The organism is Streptomyces anulatus (assembly GCF_014650675.1).
GTDB lineage: Bacteria > Actinomycetota > Actinomycetes > Streptomycetales > Streptomycetaceae > Streptomyces > Streptomyces anulatus.
Genome location: NZ_BMVK01000017.1, coordinates 100966 through 122774, shown reverse-complemented (window position 1 = coordinate 122774; position 21809 = coordinate 100966). Strand labels below are relative to the sequence as shown.

Genomic DNA, 21809 nt, shown 5'->3' with positions numbered 1-21809 from the left:
TGCCCAGGCACGGCAGAAGGGCCCCGGTCCGAAGACCGGGGCCCTTCCTTCAGGGTGAGTAACGGGACTTGAACCCGCGACATCCTGGACCACAACCAGGTGCTCTGCCAGCTGAGCTATACCCACCATGTCGCCCGGTCGTTTCCGACCGGCCGAGAAAAAGTGTACAGGGTCCGGGAGGGTGCTCGCGCCCCCGTTTCCCGGGGCCGGTCCACGGGCGCTTGCGCGCCCGTGACCAGCGGGTTCCTACGGTGCGGCCGGGGCCGCCAAGCGCGCCGCGATCTCCTTGGCGCGCTCCGAGTCCGGGCCGGGCTGCGGCACGAAGACCGCCTCCCGGTAGTAGCGGAGCTCCGTGATGGAGTCACGGATGTCCGCCAGCGCCCGGTGGTTGCCGTTCTTGGGCGGACTGTTGAAGTACGCCCGGGGATACCAGCGCCGGGCCAGCTCCTTGACCGAGGACACGTCCACGATGCGGTAGTGGAGGTAACCCTCCAGCTCCCGCATGTCCCGCGCCAGGAACCCTCGGTCGGTACCGACCGAGTTTCCGCAGAGCGGGGCCTTGCCGGGCTCCTTCACATGCTCACGGACGTACGCCAGGACCTGCTCCTCGGCGTCCGCCAGGGTGGTGCCCCCGGCCAGCTCGTCGAGGAGGCCCGAGGCGGTGTGCATCTGCCGCACCACCTCGGGCATGGTCTCCAGGGCCGCGTCCGGCGGGCGGATCACGATGTCCACCCCTTCACCGAGCACGTTCAACTCCGAGTCGGTGACCAGGGCGGCCACCTCGATGAGTGCGTCGTCCGTCAACGAGAGCCCGGTCATCTCGCAGTCGATCCACACCATGCGGTCGTTCATGCGCCCCACCCTACGGGGCACTCCGCTGTCCCGGCAGGGCCGGGCGTCCGGGAACGTACGCGTCAGGGCCCGGCAGGGAGTGCTCCCCGGGTCCCATCGAAGCCGCCACGGCGACGGCCGCGGCGGACAGGGGCGAGCCCCGGCGTCCGGACGGTGGCCCCTGGCTGGGCACCATCGTCTCGACCACCGTCGCGGCGCTCTCCGCCACCCCCTGCGGACGACGGGCCCGATAGGCGGCCCGGTACGCGGCGGGGGAGGAGCCGAGCTGGCGGCGGAAGTGCCCGCGCAGCGCGACCGGGGAGCGGAATCCGCGGCGGCCCGCGACCTCGTCGACCGAATAGTCGGAGGTCTCCAGCAGCCGCTGTGCCTGCAGCACCCGCTGGGTGATCAGCCACTGCAGCGGTGCGCTGCCGGTGAGCGAACGGAACCTGCGGTCGAAGGTCCGCCTGCTCATGTAGGCGCGCGCGGCGAGCGTCTCCACGTCGAACTGCTCGTGCAGATGCTCCAGGGCCCAGGCCACGACCTCGGCGAGCGGGTCGGAGCCGATCTCCTCCGGTAAAGACCTGTCCAGGTAGCGCTCCTGCCCGCCACTGCGCCGCGGCGGCACGACGAGCCGGCGGGCGAGTGCCCCCGCGGCTTCCGTGCCGTGGTCGGTGCGGACTATATGGAGGCAGAGATCGATCCCGGCGGCCGTGCCGGCGGAGGTGAGCACATCGCCGTCGTCCACGAACAGCTCGCGCGGATCGACGTGCACCGACGGATAGCGCTTGGCCAGCGTCGGTGCGTACATCCAGTGTGTGGTGGCCGGCCGGCCGTCCAGCAGGCCGGCGGCCGCGAGCACGAAGGCTCCCGTGCACAGACCGACGATGCGGGCGCCCTCCTCGTGGGCGCGCCGCAGCGCGTCCAGTGCCTCGGCGGGCGGCGGCGAGGTGATCGACCGCCAGGCGGGCACCACCACGGTGCCGGCCCTGCTGATCGCCTCCAGGCCGTACGGCGCGGTGAGTTCGAGCCCACCGGTGGTGCGCAACGGTCCTTCCTCGCCGCCGCAGACCAGCAGGCGGTAGCGGGGAACTCCCGCGTCCTGCCGGTCGATTCCGAAAACGGAGAGCGGGATGGAGCTCTCGAAGATAGGGCCGCCGCTGAACAGCAGCACGGCAACGACTTCCCGGCGTCGCCGCCCGGTCAGCTTGCGTGCGGCCTCCGTCGCGGCGGCGGAGTCCTGGCTCATGACGCTAAGCCCCCCTCGGTGTTCGCGTCTCCCTGGTCCTTACGGGCCTGTCGCTCCTGCACGTTTCCCCTCGGTGTCGCACGTGTCCCCAGTCTCCGATTTCCAAGATCGAATCTACTGCGTCGCGTGGTCCCGCCGTGACACCTTCCCCCACCAGCTCAATGTCGATAAGGAAACGTGGCGTGAAGCGTTCGATCACGAAGCGTTTCACCTGCGAAGCGCACAGGGAAGTGCCCTTCGACAACGTGGCCCGTCCGCGTCGGGTGAAAGCGTACCGCGCGGTCCGTTCCTGCCTGGTGGGCGGTGGGGTGTCCGGCCATCCCGGGAAGGGTTCGGCACCCAGGTGAAGTTGGCTTAAAACCATCGGTTGTGTGTGCTGTATCCGGTCACGCCGGGCGCACAACCGCCGCCCGGCGGCCGCGCCGGTGCGCTCCCTCGCCCCCGTGAACCATGGCGTGTTCGGACCGCCGCGGAGGGATGCGGCGGGCCGTCGCGGCGTGGACGGGGCCCCGGTCCCACGGGGCCGCATTACCGACCGATGGGCCGTGGGGCACGAGAACCGGAGGCGTCGAGGGGGGATCGGGGGATGCCCGGCGGGACTCGTCGTCCGCCCGTCCGGCCGCCGTCGCCGGTCCCGGCTCGAACGAGGATCGCGTCGGGCTCGTCGCGGTGTCATGTCCCGGGGTGATGACCCGGTGGCGGTGTGGCCAACGGGGACCGGGTGCGGGCCCCGGCGCCGGGTGCGCCGGGTGACCGTCGGCGGTCGCGAAAAACAGGACGGCCGACCGTGTTCGCCCCCTCCGAGGCCCGTGTACGACACAACCGGCATTGCCATCCCGGACAGGCTCGGGCATGCTCCCTCCAGCGTCGCGCACGCTTTTGCGGGGGTCTGGGCGGTGGAGGAGTGACGCCGTACCCTTGGGGGTATGGGGTTGGGAAGATGATTCCCGGACAGAGCTTCACCACCAGCTGATGCACCTCTCGAAACCGTTCCCTCCTCACGAGGACTCTCTTCGCCGAGACACCGATGGCCGGTCACGAAATCCCTGAACCCAAAGACCGCAAGCCGGTAGCCGACCCAGGGTCGGAGCCGCGGACGGTCGAAGAAGCACGCCATGCGTGCGATCCCGCCTTCCGGCACGGAGTCGTGGTCGGTTTCGACGGCTCCACGTCCAGTGAGCGGGCTCTCGCCTACGCCATCGGCATGGCCGGCCGCTCGGGCTCCGGCCTGATCATCGTCCATGTCGCCAACCGATTGCCGACCACGGTCTGGGCGGGCTGCGAGCCCCCCGTCTTCGTCGACGTCCCCGATCACCGCACCGAGGTCCTCGGCCTGGAGCTGGCCTGCGCGGACTATCTCTCCGAGGTGCCCTGGGTGCTCGTCGAGCGCGGTGGCGACATCTGCCACGAACTGGAGGAGGTCGGCCGGGAGTACGCCGCCGACGCCATCGTCGTGGGCTCCACGCACGGCATCGTCGGCCGGATCTTCGGGTCCGTGGCCGGCCGCCTCGCCCGCCGCGCGCAACGCCCCGTCATCGTCATTCCCTGAAAGCCCCGGGCGGCCCGGGCTTTCTGAGGGTCCGCCAGAAGGCCCTGGAGCGGCATGCGTTGGGCCCCGCACCGGCTTCGTGGCGGTACGGGGCCCAACGTCGGTGCGCGGCCGTCTACTCGACCGTCACGGACTTCGCCAGGTTGCGCGGCTTGTCGATGTCGCGGCCCATCGCGAGGGCCGTGTGGTAAGCGAAGAGCTGGAGCGGGATGCCCATGAGGATCGGGTCCAGCTCGTTCTCGTTCTTCGGCACGACGATGGTGTGGTCGGCCTTCTCCTGCACCTGGTGGGCGACGGCGAGGATGCGGCCGCTGCGGGCCTTGATCTCCTCCATCGCGGCGCGGTTCTTCTCCAGCAGATCGTCGTCCGGCACGATCGCCACGGTCGGCATCGCGGGCTCGATCAGCGCGAGCGGGCCGTGCTTCAGCTCGGAGGCCGGGTAGGCCTCGGCGTGGATGTACGAGACCTCCTTCAGCTTCAGCGAGGCCTCGCGGGCCACCGGATAGCCGCGCACCCGGCCGATGAACATCATCGACTTGGCGTCCGCGTACTCCGCCGCGAGCCGCTTGATCTCGTCCTCGTTCGCCAGGATCTCGCTGATCTGGTCCGGCAGCCGGCGCAGCCCGTCGATGATCCGCTTGCCGTCCGCGACCGACAGGTCACGGATCCGGCCCAGGTGCAGCGCGAGCAGCGCGAAGGCGACCACGGTGTTGGTGAAGCACTTGGTGGAGACGACGCAGACCTCCGGGCCCGCGTGGACGTACGTACCGCCGTCGGCCTCACGGGCGATGGCGGAGCCGACCACGTTGACCACGCCGAGGACGCGGGCGCCCTTGCGCTTCAGCTCCTGGACGGCCGCCAGCACGTCGTAGGTCTCGCCCGACTGGGAGACCGCGACGTACAGGGTGTCGGGGTCCACGACCGGGTTGCGGTAGCGGAACTCGGAGGCCGGCTCGGCGTCGGCGGGGATACGGGCCAGCTCCTCGATCAGCTGGGCGCCGATCTGACCCGCGTGGTACGAGGTGCCGCAGCCGAGGATCTTGATCCGGCGCACCCCGCGCGCCTCGCGGGCGTCCAGGTTGAGGCCGCCCAGGTGCACGGTGGAGAACCGGTCGTCGATCCGGCCGCGCAGGACGCGGTCCACGGCGTCGGCCTGCTCGGAGATCTCCTTGTGCATGTACGTGTCGTGGCCGCCCATGTCGTACGACTCGGCCTCCCACTCCACGGTGGTCGGCGTGGCCGTCGTGGTCGAGCCCTCCGTGGTGTACGTACGGAAGTCGTCGGCCTTCAGGGTGGCCATCTCGCCGTCGTCCAGCGTGACGACCTGGCGGGTGTGGGCGACCAGGGCGGCGACGTCGGAGGCGACGAACATCTCCTTCTCGCCGATGCCGAGGACGACCGGGGAGCCGTTGCGCGCGACCACGATGCGGTCGTTGAAGTCGGCGTGCAGCACGGCGATGCCGTAGGTGCCCTCGACGTGGCGCAGCGCCTCGCGGACCTTCTCCTCCAGGGTCTCGGCCTGGGCGCGGGCGATCAGGTGGACCAGCACCTCGGTGTCGGTCTCGGAGAGGAAGACGATGCCGTCGGCGGTGAGCTTGGCGCGCAGCTCGGAGGCGTTGTCGATGATCCCGTTGTGGACGACGGCGACCTTGTTCTCCGCGTCCAGGTGCGGGTGGGCGTTCTCGTCGCTCGGCGCGCCGTGGGTGGCCCAGCGGGTGTGGGCGATGCCGGTGGTGCCGGCGAAGCGCTTGGGGACCTTGGCCTCCAGCTCGCGGACCCGGCCCTTGGCCTTGACCATCTTCAACGCGCCGGGCTTGCCCGCCGCGGCCTTGCCGGTGATGACGATGCCCGCGGAGTCGTACCCCCGGTACTCCAGCCGCTGCAGGCCTTCCAGCAGCAGTGGAGCGACGTCACGCCTTCCGATGTATCCGACGATCCCGCACATGAGTTCTCTGCCCCTCCATCGACGTACACGTACACGCATGCGTTCGGCGCCCCGCGCACGGGCGCCCGGCCCGCTCAGCCGTAGACGATGCGGCGCAGCTGGCGGAGCGAGAGCTCCGGCGGCGCCACGGCGCGGTGCGGCAGCTCGGCCGCGATCCGCTCGAAGATCTCCGCGTTGACCAGGCCGCCGGACTGCAGTTCGCGGTGGCGGCGCCGGACGAAGTCGTCGGTGCTCTCGTCGAAGTACGCCAGCACGTCGAGGATCACCCGGGCCGCCTCGCCGCGCTGGAGCGCGGTGGAGCGTACGAGGTGATCGATGAGGTCGTCGTGCGACGAGCGGCGTTCAAGCACCCGTCGATATTGCTTGTCGGGGCGTGCTTATGCAAGAAATCTGCCCGAAATCGGGCAGGAGAGTCAGGAAAGGTCGTCCGATCGCGTCACATGCTGCGCAGAACGGCCTGCTTCGCGGTGCTGAACTCCTCGTCGGTGAGCACTCCGGCCCGGTGCAGCTCGCCCAGCTCCCGCAGCCGCCGCAGCAGCGTGTCGTGGTCGCCGGCGGGCGGGGCGACCGGGGCCGGCCCGTCCGCCTTGGCCAGGGCCGGGGCCGCCTCCGGGGCGTCGAGGGGCGCACGGGCCCCGGGCAGCCGCATCAGCACCGCCGCCGCGACCAGGACCGCCGTGTGCTCCTTCTTGGACATCCCCCACAGATCCAGGGCGTACGTGTCGTACTTCGGCGGGGCCGAGACGGCCCCCTCGACCGGCTCGAAGCGCAGATAGCCGTTCTCCAGGCCGATCGACGGCATCCACCGCACGCCCGCGATCCGCGACAGCGGGAAGGTGGTCGGGCCCCCGGCGGTCTTGGACTCCTCGGCCTTCCAGTTCCAGGTCAGCCGGACGCTCTCGCCGTCGAAGGACGCCGTCCCGTCGCCGCCCCCGCCGGAGACGGGCAGCGCGGGGCCCGGCAGCAGGAAGCGGTCCACGGGGCCGTCCGGCACCTGCTCGATCAGCAGCGCGTTGCGGACCTCGTCGACGAAGTACTCCGCGACCCCGGTGCGGTCCTTCTCCACGGTCAGTACGTAGGGGTCGGCTCCGTCCTTGAGCCGTCCGTCGGCGGCCCGCAGCACCGGGCAGGCCCCGCCGCGCAGGCGCAGCCGCAGCCGTCCGCCCTTGCGGTCGGGTTCGAAGGAGATGCCCGCAACCGCCTGGAGGGGCACGGCCGTCTCACCCAGCTCCTGCCGGACCGGGTGCGCCTTTCCCCCCGGCACGATCCGCACGGTGTCCCCGTCGAACGTCCACGTTCCGTCCCGCTGGATGATTTCTGCCATGTCCGCGATTCTGCCAGCCCGTCCCCGGGCCGCGCGGAAGAAGGTGGGCGCCCGGGGGACCGTCCCCGGGCGCTCACCGGTCGGGAGGCCGCCGTGATCCGGCGGCCGGGCTCAGAACCCGGCGATCGGGTTCTTCAGGCGCCCCACCAACTGGAGCGCTCCGGCAGGGTCGTTGAGGTCGACCATCTGCTGGTTGTCGCGCAGTTGGAGGCGGTTGAGGCAGGAGAGCGCGAACTCCGCCTCGAACAGGTCGTACTGCCGGAACTTGTCCGCGAGATACGGCGTCGACTCCTGGTAGTCGCGCACACAGGCGGCGACCGTCCGCCAGAAGGCGTCCTCGTCCAGGACGCCCTCGGTGGCCAGGCCCGCGCCCAGGAAGCGGAAGAAGCAGTCGAAGACGTCGGTGAAGACCGACAGCAGCTTCATGTCCTCGGGGACCTCGACCCGGATCCGCTCGACCTGCGGCGGCAGCACCGCGTCCGGGTCCATCACCGCTATCTCCTCGGCGATGTCCTTGAAGATCGTGCGGGTGACGACACCGTCCTCCACGACCAGGATCACGTTCTCGCCGTGGGGCATGTAGACGAGGTCGTAGGCGTAGAAGCTGTGCAGCACCGGCACCAGATAGGCGTTCAGGTAGTGCCGCAGCCACACCTGCGGGTCCAGGCCCGACTCGGCGATCAGCGCCCCGGCCACCGAACCGCCCTCGTGGTCGGTGTGGACCAGGGAGGCCATCGTCGCGACCCGCTCGCCCTGCCGGAGGCCCGGCACCGGGCTCTCGCGCCACAGGGCGGCCAGCATCTTCCGGTACGGGGAGCCCTTGGCGGTGGCCGCCTCGTAGGACCGGTGGTGGTAGCCGATCGCGGCCCGCTCCCGGATGATCGAGAACCCGGCCCGGCGCAGCAGGTCGTCGCGCTCGATCAGACCGGCGAGCCAGTCGTTGATCGCGGGTGTGGCCTCCATGTACGCGGCGGACAGGCCGCGCATGAAGCCCATGTTCAGGACCGACAGCGCCGTTTTGACGTAGTGCTTCTCCGGGTGGTCGGTGTTGAAGAACGTGCGGATCGACTGCTGGGCGAGATAGCCGTCCTCGCCCTCGCCGAGCACCACCAGATGCCGTGCCGCCAGCTCTCCGGCGAAGGTGACCGCGAGCTTGTTCCACCACTGCCAGGGGTGGACGGGCAGCAGGAAGTAGTCGTCCGGGTCGAGGCCGAGCCCGCGCAGCGCGCCGTCGAACCGCTCCCGGGTCGCCTCGCTCAGCTCACCCTTGACCAGCGCGTCGTAGTCGAGTCCGGCGCCCGCGGTGAAGGTGGCCCGGTCCCGGCGGGCGGCCAGCCAGACGAGCCGTATCTCCGAGGCCGCCTCGGGGGCGTACGCCCGGTACTCGTCCACGCCGAAGCCGAGCCGCCCGTTGTTGGCGACGAAGCACGGGTGGCCCTCGGTCATCCCCGTCTCGATGGCCTGGAAGCCGGCGGCGACGAGCTGGCCGGAGGTCGCCGGTTCCTTGGTGAGTTTGTAGGCGGTTCCGGCCAGGGTGGAGGAGACCTCCTCCAGGTAGACCGGCAGGACCTCCGCGGAGATCCCGAGCGTGTGCCGCAGCTCGATGAAGAACTCCAGCGTGTCCAACGGGAGTTCGGAGCCGTGTCGGTGCCGGGTGATGGTCTCGGCGTCGATCTGCCAGTGGTCCAGGGCGAAGAGGCGCGCGGTGAAACGGTACTCGGTGGAGGCGTCGTCGCTACGGACGGTGTAGCGGTCGTCGCCGAGCGGCGTGGGGGCCAGCAGTCGTTCATGGCTGAATTCCGCCAGTGCTTTGCGCACCAGCAGTCGGTTTGCGGTGGCCCAGCGCCCCGGGGAGAGGTGGGCGACGCTGTCGGTGAGGGTGGTCGTCATCGGTCGTTACCTCCGGTTGCTGCTTCGAACTGCGCACGGGTGCAGGCGCTGAGCAGAGCGTCCTTCTCCGGTTTGGCGATCTCCCGGAGCACCTCGAAGCCGACGGCCTTGTTGAGGGCCTGCACGGCGCTGTTGGTCACGTCGGGCTCGACGACGACCCGGCGCACCGACGGGTCGGCGAACAGGAAATCCATCACCGCGGTGATCACGGCCCGGGTGAAGCCGTGCACCGGGGTGTCGGTGGGGGCGACCAGGAAGTGCATCCCGATGTCGCCGGGCTCCGCCTCGTACAGCCCCTTCAGCTCGACCTCGGTGGGGTCGTAGCGCTCGATCAGGAAGGAGGGTTCGCCGTTGTGCAGCCCGATGAACGCGTCGTGGTGGGGGTGGGCGGCGATGTCCCGGTACTCCCGTTCCACGTCCGCGAGCACGGCGTCGCCCATCAGCCAGAACGCGGCCTTGGGGTGGGTCACCCAGCCGTGCACCAGCTCGGCGTCGACGGCGGGGTCGAGCGGGCGGACGGCGAAGGCGCCGAGTGTGTCGGGGCGTCGGTTGCCGGGGCGGCTCATACGGCGAACTCCTGGAAGGCGATGGACTTCTCGACCGGGTAGACCTCGCGGTCGAGCAGCTCGCCGATGATGTACGCGTTGCGGTAGGCGCCCATGCCGAGGTCGGGCGAGGTGATCGAGTGGGTGTGCACCGAGGCGTTCTGGAGGAAGACCCCGCGCCCGGTGGTGTCGATGCTGTAGTTGCGGGCCACGTCGAAGCGGCCCCGGCTGTCGTGGCGCAGCCGCCCGGTGATGGGCGCGAGGAAGGCGGGCGCCTCGTACCGGTAGCCGGTGGCGAGGATCAGGCCCTCGGTGGTCAGGGAGTAGTCCTTGCCCTGCTCCTCCTGGCGCAGGGCAAGGCTGTACGCGCCGCCCTCCTCGTCGTAACGTGCGCTGACGAGCGCGGAGTTGGTCAGCAGCCGGGTCGGCGCGGGGCCGGACAGGTTCTTCTGGTAGAGCAGGTCGAAGATCGCGTCGATCAGCTCCCCGTCGATGCCCTTGAACAGCCCCTTCTGGCCGGTCTCCAGCCGGTAGCGGGTCTCCTCGGGCAGCGCGTGGAAGTAGTCGATGTACTCCGGGGAGGTCATCTCCAGCGTCAGCTTGGTGTACTCCAGCGGGAAGAACCGCGGGGAGCGGGTGACCCAGGTGAGCCGGTAGCCGTACGTGTCGATCTCGGAGAGCAGGTCGTAGTAGATCTCCGCCGCGCTCTGCCCGCTGCCGACCAGGGTGATCGACTTCTTCTTCTGGAGCTCGGCCTTCCCCGCCAGATAGCGGGAGTTGTGCAGGAAGTCCCCGCCGAGCCCCTGGCAGGCGTCGGGAATGTGCGGCGGGGTGCCGGTGCCGAGGACCAGGTGCCGGGACCGGAACAGCTCACCGGAGGCGGTGCGCACGGTGTAGAGCTCGGAGCCCTCGTCGTACGTCACCGTCTCCACGGTCTCGCCGAACCGGATGCTGCTCAGTTTCGCGGCGGCCCAGCGGCAGTAGTCGTTGTACTCGGTCCGCAGCGGGTAGAAGTTCTCCCGGATGTAGAAGGAGTAGAGCCGGCCGCGCTCCTTGAGGTAGTTCAGGAACGAGTACGGCGAGGTCGGGTCGGCCATGGTGACCAGGTCCGACATGAACGGCGTCTGGAGATGGGCCCCTTCGAGGAACATCCCGGCGTGCCACTCGAAGTCCGGCTTGGACTCCAGGAAGACGCCGTTCAGCTCGTCGATCGGCTCGGTCAGGCAGGCCAGGCCGAGGTTGAACGGGCCGAGCCCGATCCCGATGAAGTCGTGGGGTTCAGGAAGCGCGGTCAAGGGAGTCTCCCAGGTACTTCTCGGCGTGGCCGGAGATCAGATCGAGGACCGCGGCGATGTCCCGCACGGTCGTTTCGGGGTTGAGCAGGGTGAACTTCAGGTACTGGCGGTCGCCCACCTTGGTGCCCGCGACGATCGCCTCGCCGGAGGTGAACAGCGCCTTGCGGGCGTGGAGGTTGGCGCGGTCGATCTCGTCGGGGGAGGTGACACCGGCCGGGATGTAGCGGAAGACGAGCGTGGAGAGCTGCGGCTCGACGACCACGTCGAAGCGCGGGTCGGCGGCGAGCAGCTGCCAGCCCTCGGCGGCCAGGTCGCAGACCTCGTCGAACAGCTCGCCGATGCCGTCCGCACCCATGACGCGCAGCGTCATCCACAGCTTGAGCGCGTCGAACCGGCGGGTCGTCTGGAGGGACTTGTCGACCTGGTTGGGGATCCGCTCCTCGGCCATCCGGCGCGGGTTCAGATACTCCGCGTGGTACGTCGCGTGGCGCAGGGTCGCCCGGTCGCGGACCAGGGCGGCCGATGAACTCACGGGCTGGAAGAAGGACTTGTGGTAGTCCACGGTGACCGAGTCGGCGTGCGCGATGCCTCTCAGCAGCCCGCCGCGCTCACGGGAGGCGAGCAGCCCGCAGCCGTACGCGGCGTCCACATGCATCCAGACGGCGAACTGCTCACACAGGGCGGCGATCTCGGGCAGCGGGTCGATGGAGCCGAAGTCCGTGGTGCCGGCGGTGGCGACGACGGCCATCGGGACGGCCCCCTCGGCGACGCACTGTTCCAGTGCGCGGGCGAGGGCCACGGTCTGCATCCGCTTGTCGCGGTCCACGGGCACGGAGACGACGGCGTCCGGGCCGAGGCCGAGGAGTTTGGCGGACTTCTGCACGCTGAAGTGGCTGCACTCGGAGGTGAAGATCCGCAGCCGGGTGAGGTGCTCCGGCCGGATCTTCGCCTCCTCCCGCGCCAGCAGCAGGGCCTGGAGGTTGGACTGTGTGCCGCCGCTGGTGAAGATCCCGTCGGCGGCCGGTCCGAGCCCGATCCGCTCGGTGGTCCAGTCGATCAGCCGGCGCTCGATGAGGGTGCCGCCCGCGCTCTGGTCCCAGGTGTCCAGGGAGGAGTTGATCGCGGAGAGCACGGCCTCGCCGAGCACGGCGGGTATGACGACCGGGCAGTTGAGGTGGCCCAGGTAGCGGGGGTGGTGGAAGTAGACGGCGTCACGGAGGTAGACCTCGCCCAGCTCGTCGAGGGCCGCGGCGGCGTCGCCCAGCGGCCGGTCGAGGTCGATCGCGTCGACGAGAGGGGAGAGCTCGTCGACACCGATCCCGCTGAAGGGGCGCTCGGTGGCGGCGAGCGTGGCCGCGACCCGTTCCACTCCTGCGGAGACGGTGTTCCGATAGTGCTCCGCGGTCGTGCTGTTGAGCAGGTGCGCACGCATGTAGGGGGTCCTCCCGGGTGAGGGGAACTTCATCGCGGCCCTCCGGGCAGGAAGGGGGGACGAGGGCGCGATGCCGAAGTAAGGCGAGCCTAACCTAACTCGGAATCGATCGTTCCCCTCACCCCCCTCACCCCCCTCACCCCCCTCACCCCCCCGCCCCCCTCACCCCCCCGCCCCCCTCACCCCCCTCGGCGGCCCTGAGGCCGCCGCCCGCAGCCATCCGCGCAAACGGCCGCCGCCGCCCCCGTCGGAACGGGAGCGGCGGCGGCCGAGGAGCGTGTACGGCGTTCAGGTCCGGTGCGTGGACCGCGCCCCGACCGACCGGCCGGGGCGGTGCCGGCTCAGTGCTTCGACGGGTTGGTCACCACCCAGTCGGAGTCCCGGTAGTGAGTGGAGACCCCGTTCCCCTCCTGGGACTTGTCGGGAGGACCGGAGCTGGGGAACAGCGACGGTGCGATGGGTCGGCCCAGCCGCTCCTCCCATACGGTCGACCACTTTTCGAGCTCCGGGAAGGCCTCCCGGACCGCCGTCCGGTTGATGAAGCTGTACTTCTGATGGACGAATCCCTTGCGGATGTCCTCATCGCTGAGCTTTCCCGCGCTCTTCAGCTCATCCCACTTCGCGCGGGCCTCGGCCACCATGAGGTCGGACGAGATATGGAAGTCCCCGTCGCTGGGTCCGAACGGCTTCCCGTTCTCGTCGAGCATCCCCAGCTTGTGCAACGCGTCGAACGGGCGGCGCGCCGGGCGCTCGGCGAGGGGTGTGGAGCCCATCCACTCCTGGAACCTCGCCTGCGCCACCGGCTGCCCCGCCAGGTCCCGTTCGGTCGGGAAGTCCTTGTGGCGGCCCGAGAAGAAGAACGCCCATGATCCCTGGAGCCGTACGTCATAGTCCTGGGGGCGCTCGCAGGCGGAGCACAGGACCTTGAACAGGGAAGCCGACATGCGCTTGAACTGGTGGGGAGTCGTACCCAGCGGAGCCCGATAGTGCCGCCACCACCTGACCTGCTGCTGCGTCAGTCCGAGGAATTCCAGGTCCCGGGGCTGGATGCGGTATCCCGTGTCATCGTGTGGCCATGCGCGGCCCCCCTCGCTCTGACTTCCCGGGACTCTGCCGTCGGCATCGATGAGTCCCTCGGCCTGGGCCTTCTGACGCCTCTTGAGATAGCCCGGGTCCTCGTCGGCCGACGGACCCGCCAGGACGGCCTGCCCGTGGATGCCCGCGGTGACCGGCCAGGAGGTTACCGCCGCGGTCGGGGCAACCGCGGGACCTGACAGAACCAGTGCCGCAAGGGCCAGTACTCCCAGCCTCAGACGCTGACGTGACACTCTTTCGCCTCCAGTGGCAAACACTTCGCAGGGTCCGCGCTTCTCGCGTTCCATGACTCAGGGTTACGCATATCGCTGCGTGTCACCGTCACAGCCACGCCGACCTTGACGGCCCGAGCCCCCGCCGCGCCCGGAGGCAGGGCATGTGCGGTGGGTGGCCACCGGGGCGATCACGGGTGGCCCGCGTCGTCGGGCGGCGTTCCGGGGACGACCACCGGAACGGGTGAACCTCGGACGGGCCACCCCCCCCGCCGGTGGCGGCCGTCACTTCACGGTCATCGTGGTTCCGCTTCCGCCCTCCGCAGCTGCTCCTCGGGGAGTCCACGCCGCCAGTACGCGGCGGACATCACCCGCTCACGGTCGAAGCCCCGCTCATGGACGAGGTGATGGCGCAGCGCCCGCACCCCGGACGCCTCGCCCGCGATCCACGCGTACGGCGTGCCCCCGGGCAACTCGGCAGCGCGCACGGTCTCCACGCCGCAGGCGGCCCCCTCGTTCCGGACGAGCCAGCTGATCCGGGCCTTCGCCGCGGTGTTCAACGCCTGGCGGTCCTCGGTGCACGGGACCTCCAGCCAGACCCGGGCCGGCAGCCCCGCGGGCAGCCACTCCAGGGCGGCGGCCGCGGCGGGCAGGGCGGTCTCGTCGGCCCGGATCAGTACCCAGTCGGTGTCGGCCGGCGGCCGGAAGCGTACGGCGGTGTTGTCCGCCTCGGTGGGGCCCAGCACCGCGAGCCGGTCGCCGGGGGCGGCCGCCAGCGCCCAGCGGCAGCCGGGGCCGCCGGCGTCGTGCAGCACGAAGTCGAGGTCGACCTCGGTGGAGCCGTCCGCCCGCAGCCGCTGGGCCCGTACGGCATACGAACGCGGCACCGCCCGTTCGTCCTCGGGCAGTGCCCGCCATTTATCGTGCCAGGCCCCGCCCCCGCCCGCCGGGGCCAGTGCCTCGCTCCGACCCGGCCGGGGCAGTGCCTCGCTCTGACCCGGGCGGGGCAGCAGGACCGACAGGCTCTGGTCGCGGCCCCCGCCGCTGAAGCCGTCGGCTCCCGGCCCGCCCAGCGTGATCCGGAGGATGGACGGGCCCAGCCGCCTGGTCCGCAGAACGATCAGCTCGAAGGGCCGGAACGGGGCGACTTCGGGGGCGGTGGCGGTCGTCGGCGTCAACGGGGGCTCCTCCGGGACGAGCCGGAGCGGCGGACGGACGGGCCCGGCTTCCGACTGGGGCGATCCGAAGGAAGGTTAGCCTATCCTTGCTTCCCGGAGGAGTGGTGTGACGCCCGCGTCTACTCCGGCAGATCCGCCCCGGTCTCCCGCAGCACGATCGAACCGGCGCCCGTCACGCCGCCCTTCGCCCCGGGCAGGATCCGCACCGTGTTCCCGCCCGGCACCGCGACCGCCAGATCGGCGCGCCCGTTCCGGTCGAGATCCCGCAGCCGCAGGTCGTAGCCGAAGTAGTCCTGGGCCGCCGTGCCCCCGGCCACCCCCGGCAGCGTCTTGTCGAACACGGCGGAACGCGACCCCTTGAGCCCGCCCGAACCGCCTCGGAACAGATACGCCGCGCCGGACGCGCTCTTCTTCCCGACCGTCTCGCCCGGTACGCCGACCGCGAGGTCCCCGTACCCGTCCCCGTCGGCGTCCCCTGCCGCCAGCGACGTGCCGAACGCGTCGTCCGCCTCCGAGGCCCCCGTGATCCCGGCCGTCGACTGGCTGAAGGAGAGGCTCCGCGATCCCGGCCCGGCCGAGGCCCCGTACCAGAGGGTGACCGAGCCCCGGCCGCCGCTCGCGTTCGGATTGCCGACGGCGATGTCTCCGTAACCGTTCCGGTCGAAGTCGCCGATGACCGCGTCGAGCCGTTCGTGCGGCTTGCTGTCGATGACCTTGGCCGGTCCGGAGGAGAGACCGGCGGCGGCGCCCTTCAGGAACCACGCCTCGGTCCTGAACGTGCTGCCGATGCCCCGGACCCCGACGACGACCAGGTCGGTCTTCCCGTCACCGGTGACCTTCCCGGCCGCCAGGCTGTCGGCGTACCAGCCCTGCCCCTCCCGGTCGTACACGCTGACCTTGCCGAGGCCGCCGGACTTGGTGAACCCGCCCCGGTACAGCAGGACGTCACTGGCGCTGACGGTCGCGATGTCGGGCCGGCCGTCCCCGTTGAAGTCACCGGTCGCGATGTCCCTGCCGAACCCGCCACCGCCCTTGCGGGGCAGGGCTGTTCCGCCCTTGAGTCCCTTGGCTGAGCCCCACACGACGGTGACCGAGCCGACGGGCGTCTTCCCGGACTCCTCGCTCGGATTGCCCACGACGAGGTCCGCGTACCCGTCCCGGTCCAGGTCCGCACTGGCCAGCGCCCCGCCGAACTGGTCGTTGTCCTCCCCGGCTCCGGGGACCCCGGGCGAGTCCTGGTGGACGAGCTGCGTCTTCGTGGTCAGCCCCTTCGGGCCGCCGAAGGTGACGAGCACCGCGCCGCCCGAGAAGGAGACCGTGCCGTCGACGATGCCGTTGTACGCGTACGGCAAGGCCAGGTCGCGGTAGCCGTCCCCGTTGAAGTCGTCGTAGTGCTTGGCGGCGGCGGCCGACGCCGGAGCGGCCAGCAGAAGCGGGGCCGGGCAGACGGCGAGCACGACGCCCGCGGCGACCGACGCCGCGCGGAGGCGGGGGAGGCGTCCACGGGAGGTGCGGGCGCGGGGGAGGAGAGAGGACTGGATCATGAAGGGCTGCTGCTCCTGCGGTTCAGGGCCGTGTCCGTGACCGGGGCACGGCTGCCGACGACACAGCGAAGACCCGTGCCGGGGGCGAAGGGTTGTACGACCGGAACCGGGAAGGGCCGCCTCAGACCCCGAACTCAGCCCGGCAGGCGTCGAGTCCCTCCACGGTCACGTCCACGCTCCGGTGCGCCTCCCACCGGGCCCGGTCCAGGCGCAGCCGCCGCAGGGTGACGGCAGCCCCGCGCACGACATCCGTCTCCAGGCCGTCGTCCAGGTATCCGAGCCGCCGCGAGACCCCGAGCGAACGGGGGTTGTCGGTCATGGCGGCAGAGACGGCGTACCGCGCGCCGAGCCCGGCGAACGCGAGGTGGAGGGCGGCGGCGCGCATCTCCGTACCGAAGCCCTGACCCTGGTACGGGAGCCCGAGCCACGACCCGGTCTCCGCCTGCCGTCGCACCCCGAACCCCCGCCCCATCAGGTCCTGCCGCCCGATGACCTTCCCCCCGTGGAGGACGGCCAGGCTGAGCGTCCAGTCCTGTACGGACCAGCCGGCCACGGTCCCCAGCACATGCTGGAGCACCGCCCGCCCCACCTCGTCGGGGGTCCCGTCGGTCCACGGCACGTTGAACGGCATACGGTCCGGGTCGTGCACCCCGTGGGCCGCCACCGAGGCCAGCTCGTCCACGAGTCCGAGGCCGGGCAGCCGCAGTTCGAGGCGCGGCGTACGGAGGCGAAGCCCGTAGAGGGGCCAGTGCCGGAGGTCCATGTGATCCATGAGATCCATGGGGGGACTCTGCCGGACACCCGCGAGAGGTGTCGACCGCATTACGGAGGGGGCGGCGTACGGCCGTGGGGGCGGCCGGGTCCACCCGGCCGCCCCCACTCCCTCGCCGGCGGGCTCAGGCGCCGATCGGTGCGGGCCGCTCGACGCCGCCCGCAGCGTCGTTGACGCCCGGCGAGGCGCTGCCGCCGGAGGACGGCCCGCCCGTCGCCGCCGCCCGCCGGGCGCGGAGACCGAACGCGCTGACGGCGGCGGCGGTCAGGGCGGCGGCCAGCGGGACGACCAGGGCCGCCCGGTATCCGTCGAGGAGGGCGGCGGACGACGTGCCGTCCGTGGCGGCGATGTTGACGGCGGCCACCGCCGACAGCCCCAGCGCGGCCCCGAACTGGAAGGACGTGTAGAGCAGCCCGCCCGCCACGCCCTGCTCCTCCTCGGCGATGCCGTCGGTGGCCACGATGGTGAGGGGCCCGTAGACCAGGGAGAAGGACACGCCCAGGAGGAGCAGGCCCGGGAACATCGCCGCGTACGTCCAGTCCTCGGCGATCGGCAGGAACAGGGCGTACGACAGCGACGCGACGAGCAGCCCGCCGAAGATGACCCGGGCGTTGCCGAACCGGGCCACCAGCCTCGGGGTGAGGAGCGGCGAGAGGACCGCGTCCACACCGATCACGATCAGCGCGAAGCTGGTCTGCAGGGACGACCAGCCGCGCAGCTCCTGGAGGTAGAGCACGGCGATGAACTGGAAGCCGAAGAACCCCGCGGCGAACAGCAGCCCCGACACATTGGCGCGGACCAGCGCCCCGCTGCGGAAGAGGCCCAGCCGCACCAGCGGTGAGGACGAGGCGCGCTCGATGAGGACGAACGCGAGGAAGAGGAGCAGGGCCGCGCCGATCGTGCCGACGGTCCAGGCGGCCGGGACGTGCGTGGCCCGCTCGACGCCGAAGACGAGCAGCAGGATCCCGGCGGTGACGGCGACCGCTCCGGCCAGGTCGACGCCCTGCCCGGCGCGGTCCGGCCGGGGCGAGGCGGGGACGAGCGCGAGTGCGGCGAGAAGGATGCCGAACGAGAGGATGACCGGGGCGAAGAACACCCAGCGCCAGTCGATGGCGGAGAGCAGCCCCCCGACGACCAGACCGATCGAGAAGCCCCCGGCGGCGGTGCCCGCGTAGACCAGCAGGGCCTTGTTGCGCTGCGGCCCCTCCGGGAAGCCGGTGGTGATGATCGACAGGCCGGCCGGGGTCATGAAGGCCGCGGCGATCCCCGTCACGAAGCGGGCGACGACCAGCATCCAGCCCTCGGTGGCCAGCCCGCCCAGACCCGAGAAGAGCAGGAACACCACGAGCCAGAGGACGAACATCCGGCGGCGGCCGAACAGGTCGGCCGCCCGTCCGCCCAGCAGCATGAAACCGCCGTAGCCCAGGACGTACGCGCTCATCACCCACTGGAGCGTGCCGGTGGACAGATCCAGATCGTCCCGGATCGCGGGCAGGGCCACGTTGAGCATGGCCACATCGATGCCCTCCAGGAAGATCGCGCCGCACAGGACGAACAGCACGCCCCAGGCGCGTCCGGTCATGCGGTCACTGCTCGAACTCGACGGGGACGGTTCCGAAAGGGACGGTGATGAGGACACGGGACTTCTCCTTGTACGCGGACGAGTGGGCATGGCGAGGCACCGCAACGGCGGTCGCGTGAAGCGGGGTTGATGTGCGGAGACCTCAAGCGGGGCGGAGCAGCGGCGAGTTACCGAAGTGCTGGTCGGTTCCCTCTTGTAACCACTCGAAGCTTGCGGCACCGTGGGGAGGTATGGAAGAAGGCACTTCGAAGTCACCGAGTAACTGCGTGGATACCGGCGCCGGTCAGGACTACGACATCAGCCAGTGGGACGTCCGCGAGGGATGCGAGGTGCGGCAGATCCTCGACCGCGTCGCGGACAAGTGGTCGCTCCTCGCCATCGCCCATCTGGACCGCCGCACGCTGCGCTTCTCCGAGCTGCGCCGGCTGATCGAAGGCATCAGCCAGCGCATGCTGACGGTGACCCTGCGCCAGCTCGAACGCGACGGCCTGGTGCGGCGCACGGTCTACCCCGTCGTTCCGCCGCGTGTGGAGTACGAGTTGACGGAGCTGGGCGCGACGCTGCACACGACGATCAGGTCCCTGGTGGACTGGACCGAGAGCCACCAGCAGGAGATCGCGAAAGCGCGTGCCGACTACGACGCCCGCCAGGACGTCGAGGCGTCGGCCTCCTGAGACCGCGCGCCTTCACCCATGTCCGGGGGGCCGGGGCCGCATTAGAGTGAAGCGGTGACCTCACCTCAGGGAAACGCCGCGTCACGCGTGGGCGAAGACGACCGCGAGAGCGCCGTACGGCGCGTGCGGGAGGCGTACGCCGATGGGCACATCGCGCACGAGGAGATGGACGAGCGCCTCGGCCGGGTGCTGGCCGCCACGACGCACGGCGAGCTCGCGGCCGCCCTGGACTCGCTCCCGGCGGAGGACCCGGGCGCCACCGTGACGATCGCCGCGGCCGCGGGGCGGATCAAACGACGCGGCGCATGGCGGGTGCCCCGCGTCCTCAAGGTCGAGTCCGCCTTCGGGCGGGTGCGTCTGGACCTGTCCCGGGCGGTCATCGACCACCCGGTCGTCGACATCGAGCTGAGCCTCGGCACCGGCAACGCGGGCATCACCGTGCCGCGCGACGCGATCGTCGAGGTCGAGGGCCTGACCACCGGCTGGAAGGACCTGCGCTACAGGCCCCGGCAGCCGACCCGCCCCGGCGCGCCGCGCATCCGCTTCTCGGGGGCGCTGGGATACGGACGGCTGAAGATCCGCCACGCCTGGCGCTGAGGCGGCCCGGCGGGACCGGCAGCGGGACCCGTGCCCGGGGCGCCACCTGAATGACGGCTCCGGCATGCGGGGGCGGGCGGACGGGCGTCTGCTGGGGACGAACGGCTTGTGCCACGCCACCCCCTCGAAAGGCTCCGCCGGATGGCTGACAAACCCGCGATCGTCCTGGTCCACGGCTTCTGGGGCGGCGCCGCCCACTGGGCCAAGGTCATCACCGAACTGCACCGCCGCGGCTTCGGCTCCCTGCACGCGGTGGAGAACCCGCTGACCTCGCTGGCCGACGACGCCGAGCGCACCCGCAAGATGGTCCGGCAGATCGACGGACCGGTGGTCCTGGTCGGCCACTCCTACGGCGGCGCGGTCATCACCGAGGCCGGCGACCTGCCCCATGTCACCGGACTCGTCTACATCGCCGCGTTCGCCCCGGACGCAGGCGAGAGCCCCGGACAGATCAGCCAGGAGAAGCCCCCCGCCGCGTTCGAGAACCTCGCCCCGGACTCCGACGGCTACCTGTGGGTCAAGCAGGACAAGTTCCACGAGAGCTTCGCCCAGGACCTGTCCGAGGAGGAGGCGCTGGTGATGGCGGTGACGCAGAAGGCGCCGCTGGCCTCGACGTTCGGCGACAACGTCACCGCCCCTGCCTGGCGGTCCAAGCCCACGTGGTACCAGGTCTCCGCCGCCGACCGCATGATCCACCCCGACAACGAGCGCCGCATGGCGGCACGCATGCAGCCGCGCAGGACGATCGAGCTGGACGCCGGTCACGCCTCCCTCGCCTCGCAGCCCGGTCCGGTCACCGACCTCATCGAGGAGGCGGCTGCCGCCTCGGCGGGATGACGCGCCCCCTCCCGTCCGCCCGGCCGCCCCGGTCACCGTGAGCACATCCACGGCGGCCGGGGCGGCGGTCAGCACATCGATCGGGCTCAGCCCGGCAGCCCCAACTCCCGTGCGATCAGCATCCGCTGCACCTCGCTCGTCCCCTCGCCGATCTCCAGGATCTTCGAGTCGCGCCACATCCGCGCCACCGGGTACTCGTTCATGAAGCCGTAGCCGCCGTGGATCTGCGTCGCCTCCCGGGCGTTGTCCACCGCGACCGTCGAGGAGTACAGCTTCGCGATCGCCGCCTCCTTCTTGAACGGTTCGCCCGCCACCAGCCGCGAGGCGGCGTCGCGCCAGCCCACCCGGGCCATGTGGGCGCGCATCTCCATGTCGGCGATCTTGAACTGGATGGCCTGGTTCGCGCCGATCGGCCTGCCGAACGCGTGGCGCTCGGCCGCGTACTTCACCGACTCGTCCACGCAGCCCTGCGCCAGGCCCGTGGCCAGCGCCGAGATCGCGACCCGGCCCTCGTCCAGGATCCGCAGGAACTGCGCGTAGCCCCGGCCCTCCTCGCCCAGGAGGTTCGCCGCCGGGACGCGGACGTCGGAGAAGGACAGCTCCCGGGTGTCCGAGGCGTTCCAGCCGACCTTGGAGTAGGGGGCGGCCACAGTGAAGCCGGGGGTGCCGGAGGGGACGATGATCGCGGAGATCCGGGGACGGCCGTCCTCCTTGCGGCCCGTCACCGCCGTCACGGTGACCAACTCGGTGATGTCCGTACCGGAGTTGGTGATGAAGCACTTCGAGCCGTTGATGACCCACTCGCCCGTGGCCTCGTCCAGCACCGCCGTCGTACGCGTGCCGCCCGCGTCCGAGCCGCCGTCCGGCTCGGTCAGGCCGAACGCGCCCAGCGCCTCGCCCGCGCAGAGCTTCGGCAGCCACTGCCGCTTCTGCTCCTCCGTGCCGAACAGGTGCAGCGGCATCGCGCCCAGCGAGACCCCGGCCTCCAGGGTGATCGCCACCGAGGAGTCGACCCGGGCCAGCTCCTCCAGGGCGATGCCGAGCGCCAGGTAGTCGCCGCCCATGCCGCCGTACTCCTCCGGGAACGGCAGCCCGAACAGGCCCATGCGGCCCATCTCGCGCACGATCTCGTACGGGAACTCGTGGCGCTCGTAGAAGTCGCCGATCTTCGGCGCGACCACGTCGTGCGCGAACGCCTCGACCGTGCGGCGCAGTTCCTCGTGTTCGGCGGTCAGCCGGTGGTCCAGGGACATGGTGT

19 protein-coding genes and 1 tRNA gene are annotated in these 21809 nt (G+C 71.0%); 4 read left to right on the top strand and 16 right to left on the bottom strand.

From position 1 onward, the window contains the following. Positions 1 to 53: 53 nt before the first annotated feature. The 3 genes from IE272_RS31330 to IE272_RS31320 form a co-directional block, all read right to left on the bottom strand. Positions 54 to 126: transfer RNA gene (locus IE272_RS31330), tRNA-His, on the bottom strand. Positions 127 to 246: 120 nt separating this feature from the next. Further along, the gene (gene orn / locus IE272_RS31325) at positions 247 to 852 is read right to left on the bottom strand and encodes an oligoribonuclease (RefSeq protein WP_050359788.1); all 606 of its coding nucleotides are present in this window, start codon (positions 850 to 852) and stop codon (positions 247 to 249) included. 10 nt (positions 853 to 862) lie between these two features. Then, positions 863 to 2080, bottom strand: coding sequence for a helix-turn-helix domain-containing protein (locus tag IE272_RS31320; protein WP_190009159.1), 1218 nt, complete (start codon positions 2078 to 2080; stop codon positions 863 to 865). A gap of 1027 nt (positions 2081 to 3107) precedes the next feature. Here IE272_RS31320 and IE272_RS31315 point away from each other — a divergent pair. After that, positions 3108 to 3629 (top strand): universal stress protein, encoded by a 522-nt coding sequence (locus tag IE272_RS31315; protein WP_026290787.1) that lies wholly within the window; start codon positions 3108 to 3110, stop codon positions 3627 to 3629. A gap of 115 nt (positions 3630 to 3744) precedes the next feature. Here IE272_RS31315 and glmS read toward each other — a convergent pair whose 3' ends face one another. The 12 genes from glmS to IE272_RS31255 form a co-directional block, all read right to left on the bottom strand. After that, positions 3745 to 5574 (bottom strand): glutamine--fructose-6-phosphate transaminase (isomerizing), encoded by a 1830-nt coding sequence (gene glmS / locus IE272_RS31310; protein ID WP_050359764.1) that lies wholly within the window; start codon positions 5572 to 5574, stop codon positions 3745 to 3747. Positions 5575 to 5648: 74 nt separating this feature from the next. Next, positions 5649 to 5924 carry a hypothetical protein gene (locus IE272_RS31305; RefSeq protein ID WP_050359765.1) on the bottom strand — a complete coding sequence of 92 codons (276 nt, stop codon included), beginning with the start codon at positions 5922 to 5924 and terminating at the stop codon, positions 5649 to 5651. 86 nt (positions 5925 to 6010) lie between these two features. Then, positions 6011 to 6898, bottom strand: a complete 888-nt coding sequence (locus tag IE272_RS31300; protein WP_056707127.1) for a DUF4429 domain-containing protein — start codon at positions 6896 to 6898, stop codon at positions 6011 to 6013. 111 nt (positions 6899 to 7009) lie between these two features. Continuing rightward, entirely contained in the window at positions 7010 to 8788 is a 1779-nt protein-coding gene (locus IE272_RS31295) for an IucA/IucC family protein (protein ID WP_190009157.1), read from the bottom strand. After that, positions 8785 to 9354 carry a GNAT family N-acetyltransferase gene (locus tag IE272_RS31290; protein WP_190009155.1) on the bottom strand — a complete coding sequence of 190 codons (570 nt, stop codon included), beginning with the start codon at positions 9352 to 9354 and terminating at the stop codon, positions 8785 to 8787. Before IE272_RS31290 ends, IE272_RS31295 begins: the two co-directional genes overlap by 4 nt. Then, entirely contained in the window at positions 9351 to 10628 is a 1278-nt protein-coding gene (locus tag IE272_RS31285) for a lysine N(6)-hydroxylase/L-ornithine N(5)-oxygenase family protein (protein ID WP_190009153.1), read from the bottom strand. Before IE272_RS31285 ends, IE272_RS31290 begins: the two co-directional genes overlap by 4 nt. Next, positions 10612 to 12060, bottom strand: coding sequence for a pyridoxal phosphate-dependent decarboxylase family protein (locus IE272_RS31280; protein ID WP_190009152.1), 1449 nt, complete (start codon positions 12058 to 12060; stop codon positions 10612 to 10614). The genes IE272_RS31285 and IE272_RS31280 overlap by 17 nt, the downstream gene beginning before the upstream one ends. A gap of 341 nt (positions 12061 to 12401) precedes the next feature. After that, positions 12402 to 13004: a hypothetical protein gene (locus tag IE272_RS38910; protein WP_229897853.1), complete on the bottom strand. Its 603-nt coding sequence runs from the start codon at positions 13002 to 13004 to the stop codon at positions 12402 to 12404. Positions 13005 to 13663: 659 nt separating this feature from the next. Then, positions 13664 to 14545, bottom strand: coding sequence for a siderophore-interacting protein (locus tag IE272_RS31270; RefSeq protein WP_050360915.1), 882 nt, complete (start codon positions 14543 to 14545; stop codon positions 13664 to 13666). Between the two features lie 119 nt (positions 14546 to 14664). Beyond that, positions 14665 to 16089: an FG-GAP repeat domain-containing protein gene (locus tag IE272_RS31265; protein ID WP_190009150.1), complete on the bottom strand. Its 1425-nt coding sequence runs from the start codon at positions 16087 to 16089 to the stop codon at positions 14665 to 14667. Between the two features lie 121 nt (positions 16090 to 16210). Next, positions 16211 to 16852 carry a GNAT family N-acetyltransferase gene (locus tag IE272_RS31260; RefSeq protein WP_056707631.1) on the bottom strand — a complete coding sequence of 214 codons (642 nt, stop codon included), beginning with the start codon at positions 16850 to 16852 and terminating at the stop codon, positions 16211 to 16213. A 133-nt stretch (positions 16853 to 16985) separates the two neighbouring features. After that, positions 16986 to 18443, bottom strand: coding sequence for an MFS transporter (locus IE272_RS31255; RefSeq protein ID WP_056707115.1), 1458 nt, complete (start codon positions 18441 to 18443; stop codon positions 16986 to 16988). 230 nt (positions 18444 to 18673) lie between these two features. On the opposite strand from IE272_RS31255, the gene IE272_RS31250 reads away from it, so the two are divergent. From IE272_RS31250 to IE272_RS31240, 3 genes are all read left to right on the top strand, one after another. Next, complete coding sequence (locus IE272_RS31250; protein WP_050360911.1) at positions 18674 to 19117, top strand: winged helix-turn-helix transcriptional regulator; 444 nt, start codon at positions 18674 to 18676, stop codon at positions 19115 to 19117. Positions 19118 to 19204: 87 nt separating this feature from the next. After that, a complete protein-coding gene (locus IE272_RS31245) occupies positions 19205 to 19714 on the top strand; it encodes a DUF1707 SHOCT-like domain-containing protein (RefSeq protein WP_373304219.1) in 510 nt (169 codons plus the stop codon). Between the two features lie 141 nt (positions 19715 to 19855). Beyond that, on the top strand, positions 19856 to 20551 hold the full coding sequence (locus IE272_RS31240) for an alpha/beta hydrolase (RefSeq protein ID WP_050360909.1): 696 nt from the start codon (positions 19856 to 19858) through the stop codon (positions 20549 to 20551). Between the two features lie 86 nt (positions 20552 to 20637). Here the strand turns inward: IE272_RS31240 and IE272_RS31235 are convergent, their stop codons facing one another. Beyond that, the gene (locus IE272_RS31235) at positions 20638 to 21804 is read right to left on the bottom strand and encodes an acyl-CoA dehydrogenase family protein (protein ID WP_050360908.1); all 1167 of its coding nucleotides are present in this window, start codon (positions 21802 to 21804) and stop codon (positions 20638 to 20640) included. Positions 21805 to 21809: the final 5 nt, after the last annotated feature.